Source organism: Mycobacteroides chelonae CCUG 47445 (assembly GCF_001632805.1).
Taxonomy (GTDB): domain Bacteria; phylum Actinomycetota; class Actinomycetes; order Mycobacteriales; family Mycobacteriaceae; genus Mycobacterium; species Mycobacterium chelonae.
Map to the genome: position 1 here is coordinate 2,316,103 of NZ_CP007220.1, position 17,837 is coordinate 2,333,939.

The following is a 17,837-nucleotide window of genomic DNA, read 5'->3' on the forward strand; positions in this document are numbered from 1 at the left end:
GGCATTCATGACTGACGAGGTAGTTGGTGAACCGTTCGTTCGTATCCTCGCCAACCTCGCGGAATCGGCACCCGATGCGCCGGCGGTCACCTGCGGTACCGAGGTGGTCACCAGGGCCGAACTGGAGCGGCGTGCCACCGCCTTGGCGCACGCCTATCAGCGGCTGGGTGTTCAGCAGGGTGACCTCGTCACCATCGGGTTGCCGAACTCGGTGGAGTTCTTCGCGGCCCAAATCGCAGTGTGGAAGCTCGGTGCCACCCCACAACCGGTGTCCTGGCGGCTGCCGCTGGCCGAACGTCGGGCGATCGTCGAGCTGGCCGACTCGGCGCTCGTGGTCGGAGTCGATCCGGCCGATCATCCGGATCGAGTCTGTGTCCCAGCAGGATTCGAGCCCACGGCCGAAGACCACGCCGCGGGACCCCTACCCGAGGTGGTGTCGCCGGCCTGGAAGGCACCCACGTCGGGAGGCAGCACCGGCCGGCCCAAGATCATCCTGGCCCCCAGCCCCGCGGCCATCACCGGCCCTGCTGCGGGAGAGATCATGGGCATGCAGTCGGGAGACGCTCAGCTCGTCGCCGGACCGCTGTATCACAATGCGCCGCTGATGTTTTCATCGTACGGGCTGCTGCTTGGACATCATCTGATCGTGCAGCCGAAATTCGACGCTCTACAGGCTCTCGAACTGATCGACAAGCACAAGGTCACCTGGTTGCAGGTGGTTCCCACCATGATGTCGCGAATATTGCGCGAGGTTCGCCAGCATCCCGGCCGATTCGACCTGTCCAGCATCCGGGTGCTGTGGCACATGGCCGCCCCGTGTCCGGTGTGGTTGAAACAAGCATGGATCGACCTGCTGGGCCCCGAGGTGATTTGGGAGCTGTACGCGGGCACCGAGGCCATCGGCGGCACCATCATCACCGGACCGGAGTGGTTGGCCCATCGCGGCTCCGTCGGCAAGCCCGCGCTCGGCGAGCTGGCGATCCTCGATGAGGAAGGAAACCCGGTGCCCTCCGGGGAGGTGGGGGAGATCTTCATGCGCCCGTGGGAAGGCATGCCCAAGCCCTACAAGTACCTTGGCGCGGAGATCAAGCGGTTCGGAACATGGGAATCCATCGGTGATCTCGGCTGGCTCGACGACGACGGCTATCTCTACATGAGCGACCGGCGTACCGACCTGATCGTGACGGGTGGGGCCAATGTGTTCCCCGCCGAAGTCGAGTCCGTCATGAACGGTTACCCCGGAGTGATCGACAGTGTCGTCGTGGGCCTGCCCGATGACGACCTCGGACAGGCCGTGCATGCGGTCGTGCATGCCGAGCACAATGTGACCGAAGACCAACTGCGCGACTATCTGTTCGACCAGATTGTCCTCTACAAGGTCCCGCGCACCATCGAGTTCGTCGCCGAGCCGCTGCGTGAGGACTCAGGGAAGGTCCGACGCAGCCTCATCCGCGAGCAGGCTATTGCTCGTCGGGCAGCGACTGGCTAGCTTCCTCGCGCATCGATCTGCGGATCTCCTCGATCCGCTCGGCGGCGGCCCGGTTTCTGGCCTCGAATTGCTCCTCCAGCGCACGACCCTCTTCGCTTTCGGCGTCCAACTCGGCGGACCCGGCGGCGGTGCCGGATCGGGTTTCGATCTTCTCGCGCACCGACTCGAACGTCGGCACACCGCTGTCGGTGTATCCCGGATCAGGCGTATCGGACATAGCGCCCGACGCTACTCCGCTTGCGCGCAGCGGTTAGCGCGGCAACGGCACATCGGGCACCGTGGGCGTACCGATGCGGCTCGCCATCCAGGGCAGCGCCGACGTGAACGCTGTCTGCGCGAACGGCCACTTATGTTCACCGGGTTTGTGCTGCACCGTGCATGAGATTCCCTGTGCCGCACCGAGCTCGCACAGTCGATGCGCAGCGCGGTCCTGATCGCTGAGCGGCACCGGCGCCGCCGCTCCCGGAACCGCTCCTGTACTGGTGATCGCCCCGGATCCGGCTCGGTGCATTCCATTGACGTCGAACCATCCGGAGGTGTTCGTGTACCGCCCATTACGCGACATCACCGTGGCCGGGTCGAACTGCTCCCATGCCGCGGAGTCGCCGCCGAAAAGACGAGCAATGGTCTGTGCCTTGTTCCCGGTGTTCGGCGACATATCGCCGGCGATGTCCTCGAAGGCGCTGAACAGTTCGGGGTGTTTGACCGCAAGCGTCACCGCGCAGGTGCCACCCATCGACCAGCCCACCACACCCCAGTTCTGCGGCCGCGGGCTCACGCCAAAGCGCGACACCATAAAGGGGACAACGTCCTTCGTGAGATGGTCGGCGGAGTTACCGCGCGGGCCGTTCACGCATTCGGTGTCGTTGTTGAACGACCCGCCCGCGTCCACGAACACCATGACGGGGGCGTTTCCGCCGTGCTGGCTGGCGAAGGCATCCGCCACCTCGACGGCGTTGCCGCTGCGGATCCAGTCGCTCGGGGTGTTGAACTCGCCGCCGATCATCATGATCGTCGGCAACTGGGTGCGGGTCGAATCAAACCATGCCGGCGGTAGGTAGACGATCTCCTGGCGATGGCGAAACCCACTGGCGTCGGCCGGGATATCCACCGGCACGAGCTTGCCCTTGGTCATCGTCGGACCGCGGCGCTCCTCACGGGCAGCGGTCACCGTCGCCATATCCGCCTGGTTGGGCAGCGGGCCCGCGGTCAGCTGCGCCCATCCGGACTGGACGCTGCGCACATATCCGGTCCATTGGTTCAGCATCAGTGATCCGGAGAGGACCGCCAGCGGCACCGCGGTGACCGCGACCGCGCGACGCCACCAGCGCGCCGTACGCCAGCCCACCACCAGGACCGTGGCGGCCACACCGGTGAGCGCGATCCATACCCACAGCATCAGCGGAGCGGGATTGCCCCTGTCGGCCCAGCCCTCGGACTGGATGTACCAGTAGGCCCACGCGGCGAGGGTGCCACCGACGGCCACGGCAACGGGTAACCAGCGCCGAAACCACCCACCAGTGCGCAGCCCTATTGCGATGACGAGCGCAAAACCGGCAATGACCTGCATGGAGACAGGGAAGCTCCCATGTAACAACGAGATGTCATGACCGGACACGCACCCATGATGGCCTAGATACCTGTGAATTGTCTGTCAGGTTTTCGACGAGTCCGGATACGGAATCCGAACAGATTCGCCGTGCCTTACCGGGGTTTGGCCAGCGGGAACGGCAGTGTCTCGCGGATGCTGCGCCCCGTGATGAGCATGACTACACGGTCGACTCCCATGCCCATACCGCCGGTGGGTGCCATGGCGTATTCCATCGCCCGCAGGAAGTCCTCATCGAGTTCCATGGCCTCGGCGTCGCCGCCCGCCGCCAGAAGTGACTGCTCGTACAGGCGTCGACGTTGCTCCACCGGGTCGGTCAACTCGGTATAGGCGGTGCCGAGTTCGACACCCCAGGCCACCAGGTCCCACCGCTCGGCCAGCCCGTCGGTGCTCCGGTGTGGGCGAGTCAGCGGGGACACCGAGACCGGAAAGTCACTGTAGAAGGTGGGTGTGGTGGTGTGCTTCTCGACGAGCTGCTCGTAGAGTTCCAGAGCCAGGTGCCCGGCATCCCACCGCGGATTGAACTGAACCTCCGCCGATCGGCAGAACCGCTGCAGCGTAGGCACTTCCGTTGTCGCATCGATCTGTTCGCCGAGGGCTCGAGACACTGCCTCGTGCAGCGGGATGATCGGCCACTCGCCACTGATGTCAACGGGAGCCAGCTTCCCGTCGGCGCCGTCCTCGCGGGGCCGCATCACCACTTCACTGCCGTGCGCTGCCTTGGCGGCGTTCTGGATCAGCCGTTGGGTTGTCTTGGCCCAGGTCAGATAATCGGCGTGCGCCTGATACGCCTCCAACAGCGTGAATTCAGGGTTGTGGCTGAAGTCCACACCCTCATTGCGGAAGGCCCGGCCGAGCTCGAAGACCCGCTCCACGCCACCCACGCAGAGTCGCTTGAGGTACAGCTCCGGTGCGATACGCAGATAGAGGTCCAAGTTGTACGCGTTGATATGTGTCAGGAAGGGGCGCGCGTTGGCCCCGCCGTGCACCTGTTGCAAGATCGGCGTCTCGACCTCTAAAAATCCTTGTGATAGCAAGGTGTTACGCAGTGAAGTGATGATGGCGCTGCGCGCCGCGATCTGGTCTCGGGCCTCTGGATTGATCGCCAGATCAAGGTATCGAGCACGCACCCGGGCCTCGGGGTCGGTGAGACCCTTGCGCTTATCGGGCAGCGGATGCAGGCATTTGCCGATGATTCGCCACGATCGCACCAGTACAGACCGGGTGCCGTTGTGTGACTGACCCATGACACCGCTGGCTTCGACCAGGTCGCCGAGGTCGATGGCGGCGGTGAACTCTTCATGCAGCAGGGGGTCGTCGATGAGCAGCTGCACCTCTGCCGACCAGTCGCGCAGCTGCGCGAAAAGCACACCGCCATAGTCACGGATGCGCAGCAGGCGACCGCTGATGACGACCTCGGTACCGTCGGCGGCCGCCAGTGCCTCCGCGACGGTGTGGCTGGGTGGTGAGCCGGCCGGGTATGCGTCGATTCCCCGCTCCTGCAGGGCCGCAAGCTTGCCGAGCCGCACCTTGACCTGCTCGGGAACCCGCTGCAGCGCTGTGGACTGCGGTGGCAGGTCGGGGGCGGTGCCATCGTGGTGCAATAGTCCGGTGGCCACGATGGCCTGTGGCACCGCACTGTATTGACCGGTGTGCCGCGGCTTGTCCCGATTGCCGAACGGCAAGACCAGGAATCCCTCGGCGATCACCGAGGCGATGCCGATCCGGGGGATGAGCCGGGCATCCTCGTAGCAGGCGAACCGGGGCACCCATTCCGGCTGGTACTTCACGTTCGAGCGGTACAGCTGCTCGAACTGCCAGAACCGTGAGGCGAACATCAACACCGAACGCCACAGCCGGAGCACCGGGCCCGCGCCGATACGGGAGCCGTCCGCGTAGACCGAGCGGAACATCACGAAGTTCAGGGAGACCCGGGTGATTCCCATGGCCTCTGCCCGAGTGAGCAGCTCGGTGACCATGAATTCTATTGTGCCGTTGGGTGATTGACGCGAACGACGCATCAATTCGAGGGATACCCCATTGGCGCCCCAGGGCACCAGCGACAGCATGGCGACGGCGTTGTCGTCGGAATCGACCGCCTCCACCAGTAGGCAGTCGCCATCGGTGGAATCACCCAACCGCCCGAGCGCCATGGAGAATCCGCGTTCGGTGTTACCGTCACGCCACAGGTCGGCGTTGGTGATGATCTGTTTCGCCTCGTCCGGCGTCAATTCGCGATGGCGGCGGATACGCACCGACAATCCCGAGCGCCGTGCGCGGTTGACGGCCTGGCGGACCGCCGCCATGTGCGGACCCGATATCGAGAACGACCGCGGGTACAGGATCGCCTCGTCGCCGAGTTCCAGTGCGTTCAGGCCGTGTTCCCGGTAGGCGAGCGCGCCCTCGGCGCTCGCACCCATCACCGCCGGCGCCCAGCCGTATGCCTGGCATACCTGCAGCCATGCGGCGATGGCCTGGCCCCATGCCGTTTTATCCCCGATGGGGTCCGCGCTGACCAGGCAGACGCCCACCTCCACGCGATAGGTCACGGCTGCCCGGCCATTGGGCGCGAAGATGACGGCCTTGTCGCGACGGGTCGCGAAGTATCCGAGAGAGTCGTCCTGCCCATAACGCTCGAGCAGACCGCGGATCAGCGATTCGTCGTCACCGGTCAACGCGTTGACCGCGCGCTGGGAGCGGAACAACACGACGGCGGCGGACATCAATGCCAGCGCTCCGAACAGGCCGAAGAGCCAGTTCAGGAAGAGATGGGGGTGGCCGTCGAAGTACTCATGACCGGCAAGCGAGAAACCAGCCACGCGGTTGAGTGCCCACCAGAAACGGTCGGAGCGGGCCAGCGACCCCGGGAACATCTCCGTGAGGGCCCAGGCGACGAGTGTTCCCAGCGCCAAACCGCCGATGAGCACGGCGACAGCTTTGAGCGTCGCACCGCGACGGACCTTCGCGTAGAACTCGTGACGCGCCAGGATCAGCAGGATGATCGTGCCGCCGTGGAGCACCAGCCCGAGTATCTCGACGGCGTCGCGGTGCTGGATGAGTCCGCCGATGTTGAGGGCCGACAGCACCGTCAGGTTGATCAGCAGAATCCACCACGCGATGCTCTTGCGCACCGCCAGGGCCGCCGCCAGCAGCGACAGCACGAAGGCCCACGCGAGGCTGGTATCGGGCCAGTCGAACAGATACTCGTCGATAAAGGCACGAGGAACCTGCGTCAGGTGCCGGATGATCGGGGAGATGCTCGACAGAAAGATCATCGCCGCAAAAACCCCGACCAGCCATCCGAAGAAGGTGGGTACCCAGTGCAGTTTCGAGGTAGATGAAGGAATTGGCTTGGGGGTCTTGCCGATCCCCGGGGCGGCTAGTGGCGATGAAGCGCGAACCTCGGACGATGAGAGGCCTGCGCGAAGAGAATCAGACAACGTCACCTAGCGAGGATAGGCCGTGTAGCTGGCAGTTTACTGATGCTCAGCGCAAGTACTTCTCGCCAGGACCCTGACCGGGTTCGTCCGGAATGGCGCTGGCTTCCCGGAAGGCCTTCTGCAGACTCTGCAATCCGTCGCGGATCGGCGCAGCATGCGGACCCAAGTACTCCACGGAAGCGGCGACCAGACCGGCAAGGGCCGTGATGAGCCGGCGCGCCTCGTCTAGATCACGATGCGGGCTTTCATCCGGATCAGGGGACGACAGCCCCAACTTCTCGGCGCTGGAGCTCATCAGCATCACAATGGCCTTGGTGATCACCTCGATCGCCGGAATGTCGGCAAGCTCGCGGACTTCCCCGGTAATGGACTGAGCGATCGTGGACTGGTCGTGATCATCGTGGTCAAGGTCATCGGTCACGGCTGCTAGACTGTCACGTGCGACCGTTCCCGGCTCCGTCGGGGACATCAAGTGGAGTCCCGCTCCCACCGCTGGCCAACAAGGTACAGCGGTCCGGTCCAGCCACCTTGGGTGGTTGTTCTGCGTTATGCAGGACGGCGTATGTCGTCGTGACCGGTCGGCTTCGGGCCCTGCCATGTGCAGGGCTTTTCTGTTCGTAATGAGCAGAGTGCTGATGGACCCGCTTTTGTCCCCGTCGAACCGTGCCGCGGTCACGACAGATAGAGGACGAGCCAGGGAGGCCACATCAGCACTGAGACCCGCATCAACGAACGCATCCGCGTACCCGAAGTCCGCTTGATCGGCCCGAAAGGCGAACAGGTCGGCATCGTGCGGATCGAAGATGCGCTGCGCGTCGCCGCAGACGCCGATCTCGACCTTGTCGAGGTAGCCCCAGATGCCAGGCCTCCGGTCTGCAAGATCATGGACTACGGCAAGTTCAAGTACGAGACGGCTCTGAAGGAGCGCGAGTCTCGCAAGAACCAGCAGCAGACCGTCGTCAAAGAACAAAAGCTTCGGCCGAAGATCGATGATCACGACTATGAAACCAAGAAGGGCCACGTTGTGCGCTTCCTGGAAGCCGGATCAAAGGTCAAGGTGACGATCATGTTCCGCGGACGCGAGCAGTCACGGCCCGAACTGGGCTATCGACTGTTGCAGCGGCTCGGCGCAGACGTCGCCGAGTACGGCTTCGTGGAGACCTCCGCGAAGCAGGACGGCCGCAACATGACGATGGTGCTGGCGCCGCACCGGGGCGCGAAGACCCGGGCCAAGGCAGCTCAGCAGGCAGAGGCTCCTGCAGGGCCGGCCCCAGCCCAGGCGGCCCCGCCGGCTGAGCAAGCGCCCACCGAACAGACCTAGTACGGAAAACGAAGGAACAGGGAACCCCAAGATGCCCAAGGCCAAGACCCACAGCGGTGCGTCGAAGCGCTTCCGCACCACCGGAAGCGGAAAGATCGTGCGCCAGAAGGCGAACCGTCGCCACCTGCTGGAGCACAAGCCCACCACCCGCACCCGCCGTCTCGACGGCCGCGCGGTGGTAGCGGAGAACGACACCAAGCGCGTCAAGAAGATGCTGACCGGCTAGCGGCCGCGTTCACGATCACCCCAATACACAGCACCACGCTTCATCACTAGAAGGAACAAATTTATGGCACGCGTGAAAAGGGCCGTCAACGCCCAGAAGAAGCGCCGGACAATCCTGAAGGCCTCCAAGGGCTACCGCGGCCAGCGGTCGCGCCTGTACCGGAAGGCCAAGGAGCAGCAGCTGCACTCGCTGACCTACGCATACCGGGACCGTCGCGCTCGCAAGGGTGAGTTCCGCAAGCTGTGGATCGCGCGTATCAACGCCGCGGCTCGCGCCAACGACATCACCTACAACCGCTTCATCCAGGGTCTGAAGATCGCGGGCGTCGAGGTTGACCGTAAGAACCTCGCCGAGCTGGCCGTCAGCGATGCTGCCGCGTTCACCGCGCTGGTTGAGGTCGCCAAGGCCGCGCTGCCTGAGGATGTCAACGCTCCGGCCGGGGAAGCCGCCTGAGCGACTCGGCTCTGACTGAGCGGTCACAGACAGTGATCGACGCGGTCAAACTGCACCGGCCCGCCGCCCGTCGGCGGGCCGGTCTTTTTCTGGCGGAAGGTCCCAACCTGGTCGAGGCCGCGCTGCGGTCCGGCGCGGCAGAACGCGTCTTCGCGACCGAGGCCGCGACCGAGCGATTCGCCGACCTGTTGGTTGATGCCCCCGTCCGTCTGGTGACCGAGCGGGCCGCCAAAGCACTGTCCGACACCGTAACTCCCGTTGGGCTGGTGGCGGAATGTCGTTCGATCGCGGCGCAGTGGTCTCAGATCGCGGCCGATTCGCCACAATTTGTCGTTGTCGCCGTTGATATTTCGGAACCAGGCAACGCGGGCACTCTGATCAGGGTTGCCGATGCGATGGGAGCTGATGCCGTCGTACTGGCAGGCAACAGTGTTGACCCGTTCAACGGCAAGAGCCTGCGGGCTTCGGCGGGCAGCATTTTCAACGTCCCGGTCATCCCGACCGGAGATGCCGCGGTGGTCGCCGAAAGCTTCACCGCGCGCGGTGGGGCAGTGCTGGCGACCACCCTCGACGGCGAGCTGTCGCTCGATGACGCCGATCCGGTGCTTGCGGGGCCCTGCACCTGGATCTTCGGCAACGAGGCTCACGGACTCGACAGCGCGACGGCAGCACTGGCCACGCATCGGATTAACATCCCGATGCGTGGGGGAGCCGAGAGCCTCAACCTGGCCAGTGCGGCGTCGATTTGCCTCTACGCCACGGCGCGGATGCATCGCGGTCAATAGCCTCCAGTACTATCCGACAAAGCCGTAACGACGAGTACTAGTAACTTCCATGGATCGAGGAACCTAATGCCCGCACCCCTGCAGATCAGGCACTTTCGTGAGTCGGATGTTCCCGACCAGACCGGTAAGACCCATGTCATCACCGGTGCGAACAATGGCCTGGGTCTCGTCGCCGCCGAGGCGCTCGCCCGCGCCGGTGCCCGCGTCGTGCTGGCCTGCCGCAACCAGGAGACCGGGCGGGCGGCGCTGGATAAGGTGCGCGCGCTCGGACCGAAGGCCGACCATGCGCTCGTGGAGCTCGACCTCACCAGCCTGGCCTCCGTGCGGTCTGCCGCAGATGCGATCCGCACCCAGGCACCCAAGATCGACGTGTTGCTCAACAATGCGGGTCTGATGGCAATCCCACTGCGGCGCACCGCCGAAGGGTTCGAGACGCAGATTGGCGTCAACCATCTCGGCCACTTCGTGCTGACCGATGCGCTCTTGCCCGCCTTGCTCGCAGCCGACGCACCACGAGTCATCTCGCTGGGCAGCATCGCGCATGCGCAGGGACGCAACAACCTGGACGTCGACGATCTGAACTTCACTCGGCGCCCGTACAACCGGCTGACCGCGTACCGGGCTTCGAAACTGGCATGCATGCTCTTCGGCTCGGAGCTGGCCCGTAAGGCGGCAGCTGCCGGATCCCCACTGTTGTCGGTCAACGTGCACCCGGGCGTGGCCGCCACCAACCTCTTCGATTCCATGATCCCGAATCTGCCCGGCCTGCAGAAGGCCTTCTACTTCGGCATGGGTCTGGTGCTCCAGGACGAGCGTCAGGGTGCCGAGGGCGAGCTGTACGCGGCGACGATGCCCGATGTGCAGCCCGATGATTACCTCGGGCCCACGCAGCTGCAGGGCATGCGCGGTCCGGTGAAGCGTGCTCCGCGTAACAAAGAGGCCCGCGACCCGCAGCTGGCGGCCCGGTTGTGGGAGAAGTCGGTGGAACTCACCGGCGCGGACTACTCCGGCCTCGCCGGCTAGTCCGCACTGGGATCAGCCTGAGTCCAACACTCGTGCCGCGCACCGTGGTTCGGCATCATCGGTGCTCGACGCGGGTGTGGCTGAGAGGCTAGGCACCGGCCTGCAAAGCCGTTCACACGGGTTCGAGTCCCGTCACTCGCTCCATGTCGTCATACGACGCCGAAATGGGCCCCCTGTTCGACAGGGGGCCCATTGTCGATACCGCGGTAGGAACCTTTATCCGCCGGCCGGCTCTTCGGCGGCCTTCGGCGGTTGGCCATCGGGGGATTCCAGAACCGGAGGCGTCGGCGCTCCTGGCATCACGGTCGGGGCGGTCGCCTCGATCGCAGCGGCACTCTGCGGGGGCTGTCCGTGCGGATCCTCCAGCGCGGGATTCTCGTTCCCCGCGCCGAACTGCACACCGGTGGTGCTGGCCGGGGCGGCGGGTGTTGCGCCGCCCTGGATGCCGTACCGGGTGCTGGACGAAGTCAACACGTTGGCCAGGTGTGCGCTATTGCCCAACTTGCTGCCGGGCAGTCCGGCAGCGCCCGCCGCGGGATCGGCATTGGCGGCGATCTTCACACCGCGCGCGTCCACCGTGGCCGGAGCGACCGCCGGGAAGTTGTTGTAGATGTACGTATAGCTTCCCGGGGTTGCGGGCAGTGGCGCGGGGACGCCGGGCACGAAGGGGATACCCGGTGGGTCGGCGGCGGCCGTAGGAGCGGAGAGCCCACCAAGAGCCAGGGCCCCCGCCACTCCGGCCACCGTGACAACGATCTTTCGTTTCGGCACGAGAACCTCCTTAGATCTTCATCGGGTCGCCGTAGATGGCGAACTCAGTATGCGCCGAAGCGGTCGAGATCCGCAGATAGACATAGGAGCGAATGGTGACATCGCCGCCGCACGCGTCGGCCTTGATGTGCAGGTTGTCGACATCGAGCATGGCCTTGCCGCTATCACTCAAGGCCATGTTGGCCAAGGGGAGATCGGTGATGACACCGGGCTGCAAGATGGTCTGAACAAACCCGGCGAGGCCGCCGGAACCGCCGACGGACGGCCCGCCGCTGTAGCCCACAGACCCCGCGAGGCCGCCGGTGCCACCGATCTGAAGACCGCTGGAAACGTCTGTCTGGCAACCTAACTGGTACCCGGCGATGAACAAGCTGTCGGTGATGGGTGCCGATCCGCCGGTGGCGATCGCGGTCGCGTCGAAGGTCACGAACGCTTCCCGCGAGTTGGAGGCTTCGGCGAGGTTGGGTACGGAGTTGATGGTCTCGTGGTCGATCCGGATCATCAGAGTCCACCCGTCGCGACTCACCTTGGTATAGGTCTGGGGCGCCATGGTGACGGGATCGGCGTTGGCCGGAGCCGTTGCCAAGGTACAGATCGCGGTGACCAACGCCATGACGGCGCCCACTCGCTTACGTACTGCCATCTGAATGCCTCGTTTCCCCTTGCGGATGTAAATGGTGGTGAACCTGAACCTGAGTTTGGGAGTTACTGCGGCGCCGTCGATTACCGGTCGGAGTGATGAATCCGTTATCTGAGCTGACGGAAAGATACGCCTGCGCAAACCCTGCCGCTGATCAAAACTCACAGGTGGCTCACAGGAATTGCCTTGTGGGGCAAGGCGGCTCACTGTCGGCTTCTACTCGCCGTGAGTTGATGGAGTTTTGCTGGATGCTGGCTACCTACAAAAGACGCATTGTCTGAATAGGTTGGTGTGCTGGCCTAATCGCCTGGTGAACACCGTGTGTCGGTACGTCCACGACAGGGTAAACCCGTTGTCCGGACGACCTTGTTTCGTCTATCAGACGACAGAAATCGCAACCAGAAAAATGTGGCCTACGCCATAGTGCCGCCCTGTAAAAGCTGCGTAAACAGCTGTTACGCGACCTCGCGACGGCTCCGGACCGCCCACGGCGGAGACGCCAGAGAGAAGGTGGAGTGCAGTAGCTTGCCGGCTCGGGAGGTCAGCGACCTCGCCTCGGCCGATGGCGGTACGTAATGCATGGGCAGCCCGCGTCTATCCCTGGGCGGAGCGGTGATCTTGGGCGCCTCCACCAACGGCGCGTCCGCGGGCAGCCGGCCCCGGGCGCGCTTGTACGCCGAAACGGCGCGTGGGTGCAGGCGGATGTCGTCGGGCAACGGACTGAATGCCAGCTGCACCGCTTTTCCGAACACTCGCAGGAGTACCTCATCGCCGGGAGTCCAACGCATTCCGGCCTTCTCGCGCACCGAGGGGCTGAACACCCCGGCGGCCACCCAGTTCTGAAACGCGCGGGCAGGGGCCCACATCTGCTGCCAGAGAAAGTCCGGTAGCAGTACGTACTTCGGTTTGGGGATCTGAATGTGGAAGATGTCCATCGTTGCGCGATTGATTTCCAGTTCGTCGTCGCAGACCCGCGCCCAGTACTGCTGGAACTCTTCCCAGGAGTTGGGCACGGGTCGCATGCTCATGCCGTACATCCGATACCACTGGACATGCTCGGCAAACAGCTGCCGTTTCTCGGCCTCGGTGAGACCACCGCAGAAGTATTCGGCGGTATTGATGATGAGCATGAAGAAGGTGGCGTGGGCCCAGTAGAACGTTTCGGGATTCAGTGCGTGGTAGCGACGCCCCTTGCTGTCGACGCCCTTGATGGTGGAGTGATAGCCCCGAATCTGGCGCCCGGTGTCCGCAGCGCGATCACCGTCGTAGACCACGCCCATGATGGGAAAGACCGAGCGCGTGACGCGCTGCAGGGGCTCACGCAACAGGATCGAGTGATCCTCGACTCCGGCGCCCAACTCCGGATACATGTTCTGGATTGATCCGATCCACACGCCAAGGAGTCCGGTACGCAGATCCGCAAAGTACTTCCATGTCAGCGAATCTGGACCCAACGGTTGCGGTGGGCCGTCCAGATCGATTTCGTGCCGTGGCGCGGCCGTGGGCCTCACGCGCGACGGGCCTTCGCGAGTGGATCGCCGAGCGCGGCGATCTGCAGTGGCGGATGTCATCGTTGACCCTCCTATGTGGTGCCTATCACGCACGATATGGGTGACAACCGGCGTTGTCCACGATCATCTCAGTGGTGTTGAGAACCGTTTGCCAACCGTGTCCGAAGCTCCACGCAGCCGCTACCAGCGCCGACCGGCATCAACCAGGCGGTTGAGGAGAAGGACCCGAACCGGCCCCAATGCCGCGACACTGGCAACGACGAGATTGCCGCCGCACACCCCAGCACATAGGCTGATGCGGTGGATGTCGAGCCGTCAGGCCTCGATGCCGAACCGGACCGTGAGCACAACTCGGGAATCCGTAAGCGCAGGCGAGGCCGCACCAGTGGGCCTGTGCGGCATGACCCCGCCGCGGAGTCGCCTGATGCGGCCGCGCCAGCGCAGAATTCCGATCCCGCCGAGGCGGCCTCTCGCCATATCGCCCGAGCCGGGAGCTGGTTCCGCAAGATGGATCGGGATCCGACGGTCGTCGCGGCGGTGCGTCGTGCCCGGCGTTCGCTGCCCGGTGATCCCTACTTCGGCGACCCCCTGTCCACCAGCGGTTTCGGTGGGGCGAGTGCGGTGGCGCGCGCGGCCGACCGGTTGGTGACCGATAGGGACACCGCGTTCCGTGAGTTCGGCTTCGGCGCACTGCAGATCTGGCAGGCCTTCACCGAGAAAGTCAGCAAGCAGCCGGCGAATCGCGAGGTCACCCTGGTCTTCACCGATCTCGTCGGATTCTCGGCATGGGCACTGGAAGCCGGTGACGACGCGACGCTGAAACTGCTGCGTCGCGTGGCATCGGTCGCCGAACCTCCCATGCTCAATGCCGGGGGGCAGGTGGTCAAGCGCATGGGCGACGGCATCATGGCCGTTTTCGATGATCCGATCACGGCCCTACAAGCCGTCATTCCTGCCCGCGACGCGTTGAAGAACGTTGAAATACAGGGGTATACGCCGCATATGCGGATTGGGATCCACACCGGAACGCCCCAGCGCATCGGATCGGACTGGCTCGGAGTCGATGTGAACATCGCCGCCCGCGTCATGGAGAGCGCCGCGAAGGGTGGTCTGGCGATCTCGCAACCTGCGCTGGCCAAGGTGCCGCTGGTGCTTCTTGATCACCTGGGACTCACGCCCACTCCCGTGCGGCGCCCGCTCTTCTCCAGCAGGCCGGCCGGTGTGCCCGAGAACATGAAGATGTACCTACTCGAAACTCGCAGGGAACTGCCAGCCGCTGGGGACGACGGTCGCATCTAGACGGTGCGATCATGGATCATGCGGAGAGTCTGGGCCGCGCTTGTCCGGCTGCGGGTCACCATCGGTTATGCGGTTGCGCTGGTAGTAGTCGCCACCGTGCTGGTGGTCGAGGGGCCACGGATGCAAGACCGGGTGATCGCGCATGCGAGCACCAATCTGCACAATCTGCACCAGGGACGTCTGGGCACCCTCATCGGCAGTGCCTTTGTGACCGATGCCGGACCGATCTACCTGTGGCTTCCCGGTTTGATCTGCATCCTTGCCCTGGCTGAACTGCAGTGGCACAGTGGGCGTTTGGCGTTGACCTTCGTGCTCGGTCATATCGGTGCGACCCTCATCGTGGGAGTCGGAACCGCACTGGCCATCTGGATGCACTGGGCCCCGATAACCATCGCGCGGGCAAGCGATGTGGGGATGAGCTACGGGACAGCCGCTGTCGTCGGCGCACTCACCGCATCGATTCCGCCGCGCTGGCGTGGCTCATGGATGTCCGGCTGGATCGTCGTCGGGGCCGTATCCATCGCGTGTAATCAGACGTTCACGGAGGTAGGGCACCTCACTGCACTTCTCCTCGGGATGCTCGCGGCGCACACGCTTTCCCTGCACACACCGCATTGGTCTGTACTCCGATTGCTGCTCTTAGGATTTGGTGGACTATTCGCCCTGATGATGTTCTCCGAGGATGCCCAGACTCTTGCGGCAGCGGTACCCACCGCGATGGCCGCGGTGCTCATCAGTCAATGGGTTAGGTCCCGGCGGGAGCCTCGTGATCAAGTAGCCATCGCTTGATCGGAAGCCCGTAGCGGAAGCCTCCCAGTGCGCCGCCGATGCGGTACACCCGGTGGCACGGGACGAACAGTGCCGCCGCATTCCGGGCGCAGGCACTGGCGGCCGCGCGGACCGCCGCGGGCCGCCCGGCACGCACCGCGAACTCGCTGTACGTGATCGGCGCCTCTGGATCGACCTGTCGCAGTACATCCCAGGCGTGCATGAGGAAGTCTCCGGAACGCTGGGTGACGGGGATCGAGTCGATGGCGGTCACATCGCCCGCGTGGTAGTCGGTGACGGCCTTGGACACCTTGCCGAGATCGCGTTTGCGGTTCAGTTCCCGCGGGCGCAACGTCGGATGTATCAACGCGCGCAATAGCTCGGGGGAGTCCGTCCATCCTGATGCCAGGACCGTCCCCGATCCGTCGACGATGGCGGTGAACGGTCCCACCGGGGTGGTGAGAGTCGAGTAGTCGCTCACGAGATTCCTTTCTGTACGCGAACGCGCGGACGGGGTAGCGCAGTGATTCCCTTGCGCCACAGATGCATAGATACATAGGACCGCCACGGCGAGCAGCCGCGGGCAGCTGCGAGGTCTATACCCTCTGCCGCTGCGCCGCGGCGCAGCACCAGATCGTGCTCGAGGAGAACGTCTGGATCGGCGAGTTGACGCATCACCACGTAGTCAGCGGTCCAAGGTCCGATTCCCTTGATCTCCAACAACTGCCGGCGCATGTCGTCGGGGTTCATCCCGTGATGCAATTCCAGCTTGCCGGTTGCGAGCCTGTCGGCGGCCCCGACGATCGCGGCGATCCGCGCCGCAGGCCCCGCCATCACCTCCGTACCCGCGGCAGCGACCGCTTCGGGGGTGGGAAACAGTCGGGTCACTCGCCCCGTCGTGTCGGCCACCTCCTCGCCGAGTTCGGCAACGAGGTGTGCCGTTGCGGTGTTGGCCGCCGGTACCGAGATCTGCTGTCCGATCATGGTGCGCAACAGGAGCTCTGACCCGTCCACCGTCCCGGGCACCCGGATGCCGGGAGCCTCGGTGACGAGCTGGGCCAGCGCTGGGTGAGACCGCAGTGCGTCATCCACCGCCGCGGGGTCGGCATCCAGGTCAAGAAGATGACGCAGGCGGGCCACCGCGGGCGCGAGGTCACGCATGTCGGAGAGCTGTAGGTCCGCGCGCACCTGATCGACGTCTACCGTCAGCGTCACGACGACAGGACCGTGCGGCATCCTCAGTGCTCGGGTGTACCGTCCCTCGGAAAAGTCCTCGACCTCGCGCGCGCAATGATGCTCCAACAGCCAGGTCGACCAAGCGACGTTATGGGGCTGCCGCAGAGGAAGTTTCAGGCTGACGCCACCGGGCATCGGTGCCGATGTGAGGCTCGCTCCGCGGGGGAGCTCGGCGCGTAGTTTCGACGGTGTCGTCGCGAACACCGCCGCGATCGTGTCGTTGAACTGTCGAATACTGGAAAACCCTGCCGCAAAGGCAATGTCGGACATGGCTAGTTCGGTTCGCTGAATCAGCAGACGTGCGGTGGTGGCGCGATTGGCGCGTGCCAGGGCCAGCGGGCTTGCGCCGAGCTCGGCGAGCAGAACCCTGTTGAGTTGACGACTCGAGTATCCGAGGGCACGAGACAAACCATCCACGCCATCGCGCTCGACTACGCCGTCTCCAATAAGGCGCATAGCTCGGACAGCCAAGTCGGACTTGATATTCCATAATGGCGATCCGGGTGCCGCGTCCGGTAGGCACCGTCGGCAGGCTCGATAGCCCGCGGCCTGCGCAGAGGCGGCGGTGGGATGGAACGAGACATTCTGACGCTTCGGGGTGATGGCCGGGCAGGACGGCCGGCAGTAGATGCCGGTGGTTCGAACGGCCGTGTAGAACTGGCCGTCGAATCGTGTGTCACGGGACTGCACGGCCCGGTAACAGGCCTCCGCGTCAAGTTCCATGCTTCGAGCATGCCCGCGGTCCCACCGCAGCGCTAGCGGAAATCGGACATTACCGTCCAGCCTGATTTGCCTCCCAGATGTGGGCGTAGCGCCGCCAGGCCAGCAGTGTGATGGTCATCGACAGTGCGGTACCCGCCGTAGCCCCGATCCGGGAATGCCGCCAGGCGGCTATCAATGCCGAGATCAGCGTGGTGCCGCCAATAACGCCCAACACGGTGAGGGCAGTATCCGACGTGGGTCTGGTCATCCAGATCTCCTCACCGCGTATGGCACGAGTGGCAAAGGAGTTGTTGTCCCGGGGCGGCGGGGTCACCACAGGGTTGATCGCGAGCCAGGCGGCGATCGGGATCGCCCAACGCCATTGCCGGGTCCACACCGGAACGAGCAACAGCGGTGTCGTTGCCCAACGAGACCACGCACTGACCGGATGGCAATGTCTTTCGAAGATCCAGCGTCGCACTGCTTCGCCATTCACCCACTCGACACTAGGTGGTGCGGTGGTGCCCGCCGGGCATGACCGCACGGTGGTTAACCCGCCTTACC

At 64.6% G+C, this 17,837-nt stretch carries 18 protein-coding genes and 1 tRNA gene; 9 read left to right on the forward strand and 10 right to left on the reverse strand.

The window, feature by feature from the left end:
• Window positions 1-7: 7 nt before the first annotated feature.
• Window positions 8-1,489: an AMP-binding protein gene (locus tag BB28_RS11340; RefSeq protein WP_046255746.1), complete on the forward strand. Its 1,482-nt coding sequence runs from the start codon at window positions 8-10 to the stop codon at window positions 1,487-1,489.
• Here BB28_RS11340 and BB28_RS11345 read toward each other — a convergent pair.
• From BB28_RS11345 to BB28_RS11360, 4 genes are all read right to left on the reverse strand, one after another.
• A complete protein-coding gene (locus BB28_RS11345) occupies window positions 1,461-1,706 on the reverse strand; it encodes a hypothetical protein (protein WP_046253599.1) in 246 nt (81 codons plus the stop codon). The genes BB28_RS11340 and BB28_RS11345 overlap by 29 nt on opposite strands.
• Window positions 1,707-1,739: 33 nt before the next feature.
• The gene (locus BB28_RS11350) at window positions 1,740-3,059 is read right to left on the reverse strand and encodes an alpha/beta hydrolase (protein ID WP_046253600.1); all 1,320 of its coding nucleotides are present in this window, start codon (window positions 3,057-3,059) and stop codon (window positions 1,740-1,742) included.
• 134 nt (window positions 3,060-3,193) lie between these two features.
• Complete coding sequence (gene lysX / locus BB28_RS11355; protein WP_046255747.1) at window positions 3,194-6,466, reverse strand: bifunctional lysylphosphatidylglycerol synthetase/lysine--tRNA ligase LysX; 3,273 nt, start codon at window positions 6,464-6,466, stop codon at window positions 3,194-3,196.
• Window positions 6,467-6,584: 118 nt separating this feature from the next.
• On the reverse strand, window positions 6,585-6,959 hold the full coding sequence (locus tag BB28_RS11360; RefSeq protein ID WP_046255748.1) for a DUF1844 domain-containing protein: 375 nt from the start codon (window positions 6,957-6,959) through the stop codon (window positions 6,585-6,587).
• A 285-nt stretch (window positions 6,960-7,244) separates the two neighbouring features.
• Between BB28_RS11360 and infC the strand changes: the two genes are divergently transcribed.
• The 6 genes from infC (at window position 7,245) to BB28_RS11390 (ending at window position 10,490) form a co-directional block, all read left to right on the forward strand.
• Complete coding sequence (gene infC, locus BB28_RS11365; protein WP_075874240.1) at window positions 7,245-7,859, forward strand: translation initiation factor IF-3; 615 nt, start codon at window positions 7,245-7,247, stop codon at window positions 7,857-7,859.
• 31 nt (window positions 7,860-7,890) lie between these two features.
• Window positions 7,891-8,085 carry a 50S ribosomal protein L35 gene (gene rpmI, locus BB28_RS11370; protein WP_030098059.1) on the forward strand — a complete coding sequence of 65 codons (195 nt, stop codon included), beginning with the start codon at window positions 7,891-7,893 and terminating at the stop codon, window positions 8,083-8,085.
• A gap of 63 nt (window positions 8,086-8,148) precedes the next feature.
• Complete coding sequence (gene rplT / locus BB28_RS11375; RefSeq protein ID WP_005058700.1) at window positions 8,149-8,538, forward strand: 50S ribosomal protein L20; 390 nt, start codon at window positions 8,149-8,151, stop codon at window positions 8,536-8,538.
• A 32-nt stretch (window positions 8,539-8,570) separates the two neighbouring features.
• Window positions 8,571-9,323, forward strand: a complete 753-nt coding sequence (locus BB28_RS11380) for a TrmH family RNA methyltransferase (RefSeq protein WP_046253601.1) — start codon at window positions 8,571-8,573, stop codon at window positions 9,321-9,323.
• A gap of 66 nt (window positions 9,324-9,389) precedes the next feature.
• On the forward strand, window positions 9,390-10,346 hold the full coding sequence (locus tag BB28_RS11385; RefSeq protein ID WP_030098057.1) for an oxidoreductase: 957 nt from the start codon (window positions 9,390-9,392) through the stop codon (window positions 10,344-10,346).
• Window positions 10,347-10,416: 70 nt separating this feature from the next.
• Window positions 10,417-10,490 (forward strand) — tRNA-Cys (locus tag BB28_RS11390).
• 72 nt (window positions 10,491-10,562) lie between these two features.
• On the opposite strand, the gene BB28_RS11395 is transcribed toward BB28_RS11390, so the two are convergent.
• The 3 genes from BB28_RS11395 to BB28_RS11405 form a co-directional block, all read right to left on the reverse strand.
• Window positions 10,563-11,117: a hypothetical protein gene (locus BB28_RS11395; protein WP_046253602.1), complete on the reverse strand. Its 555-nt coding sequence runs from the start codon at window positions 11,115-11,117 to the stop codon at window positions 10,563-10,565.
• Window positions 11,118-11,127: 10 nt separating this feature from the next.
• On the reverse strand, window positions 11,128-11,730 hold the full coding sequence (locus BB28_RS11400) for an MspA family porin (protein ID WP_046255750.1): 603 nt from the start codon (window positions 11,728-11,730) through the stop codon (window positions 11,128-11,130).
• 482 nt (window positions 11,731-12,212) lie between these two features.
• On the reverse strand, window positions 12,213-13,328 hold the full coding sequence (locus BB28_RS11405) for an oxygenase MpaB family protein (RefSeq protein WP_081252252.1): 1,116 nt from the start codon (window positions 13,326-13,328) through the stop codon (window positions 12,213-12,215).
• Between the two features lie 240 nt (window positions 13,329-13,568).
• Between BB28_RS11405 and BB28_RS11410 the strand changes: the two genes are divergently transcribed.
• Window positions 13,569-14,567: an adenylate/guanylate cyclase domain-containing protein gene (locus tag BB28_RS11410; RefSeq protein ID WP_046253604.1), complete on the forward strand. Its 999-nt coding sequence runs from the start codon at window positions 13,569-13,571 to the stop codon at window positions 14,565-14,567.
• A gap of 18 nt (window positions 14,568-14,585) precedes the next feature.
• Complete coding sequence (locus BB28_RS11415) at window positions 14,586-15,356, forward strand: rhomboid-like protein (RefSeq protein ID WP_046253605.1); 771 nt, start codon at window positions 14,586-14,588, stop codon at window positions 15,354-15,356.
• On the opposite strand, the gene BB28_RS11420 is transcribed toward BB28_RS11415, so the two are convergent.
• From BB28_RS11420 to BB28_RS11430, 3 genes are read right to left on the reverse strand one after another with little or no spacing between them, the layout of a single operon-like run.
• Window positions 15,313-15,816 (reverse strand): methylated-DNA--[protein]-cysteine S-methyltransferase, encoded by a 504-nt coding sequence (locus tag BB28_RS11420; protein ID WP_046253606.1) that lies wholly within the window; start codon window positions 15,814-15,816, stop codon window positions 15,313-15,315. The two genes, BB28_RS11415 and BB28_RS11420, sit on opposite strands and share 44 nt — an antisense overlap.
• Window positions 15,813-17,294, reverse strand: a complete 1,482-nt coding sequence (locus BB28_RS11425) for an Ada metal-binding domain-containing protein (RefSeq protein WP_046253607.1) — start codon at window positions 17,292-17,294, stop codon at window positions 15,813-15,815. Before BB28_RS11425 ends, BB28_RS11420 begins: the two co-directional genes overlap by 4 nt.
• A gap of 49 nt (window positions 17,295-17,343) precedes the next feature.
• A complete protein-coding gene (locus tag BB28_RS11430; protein ID WP_052740212.1) occupies window positions 17,344-17,769 on the reverse strand; it encodes a DUF6653 family protein in 426 nt (141 codons plus the stop codon).
• Window positions 17,770-17,837 lie beyond the last annotated feature (68 nt).